The organism is Mameliella sp. CS4, assembly GCF_019392335.1.
GTDB lineage: Bacteria > Pseudomonadota > Alphaproteobacteria > Rhodobacterales > Rhodobacteraceae > Antarctobacter.
The window spans coordinates 1-243 of record NZ_JAHXRQ010000256.1 but is presented as its reverse complement, the minus strand read 5'-3'; the positions used below and the strand labels follow the sequence as shown (position 1 = coordinate 243).

Sequence of the window (243 nt, the reverse complement as noted above, 5' to 3'; positions counted from 1 at the left end):
CCCATGCCGCCGTTGGCCGCCATGGCGATGGCCATCGGCGCCTCGGTGACGGTGTCCATCGCCGAGGCGAGGATCGGCAGGTTCAGGGGGATCGTGCGGGTCAGCCGCGAGGCGACGCTGACCTCGGTCGGCATCACCGAGGAGGCGGCGGGCCGCAGGAGCACGTCGTCGAAGGTGAGGCCCTCGATGATCGATGCGGTTTCTACTCGGGCCATGTGCCAACTTTCCTCGGACGGCGGCGCG

Annotated in this window: 1 protein-coding gene; it reads right to left on the bottom strand. The window is 70.0% G+C overall.

Translation table 11 applies throughout. The annotated features are described in order from the left end of the window. On the bottom strand, positions 1-215 hold a 215-nt coding region (locus KZZ07_RS27300; protein WP_219520166.1), incomplete at its 3' end, for an IMP dehydrogenase. Positions 216-243 lie beyond the last annotated feature (28 nt).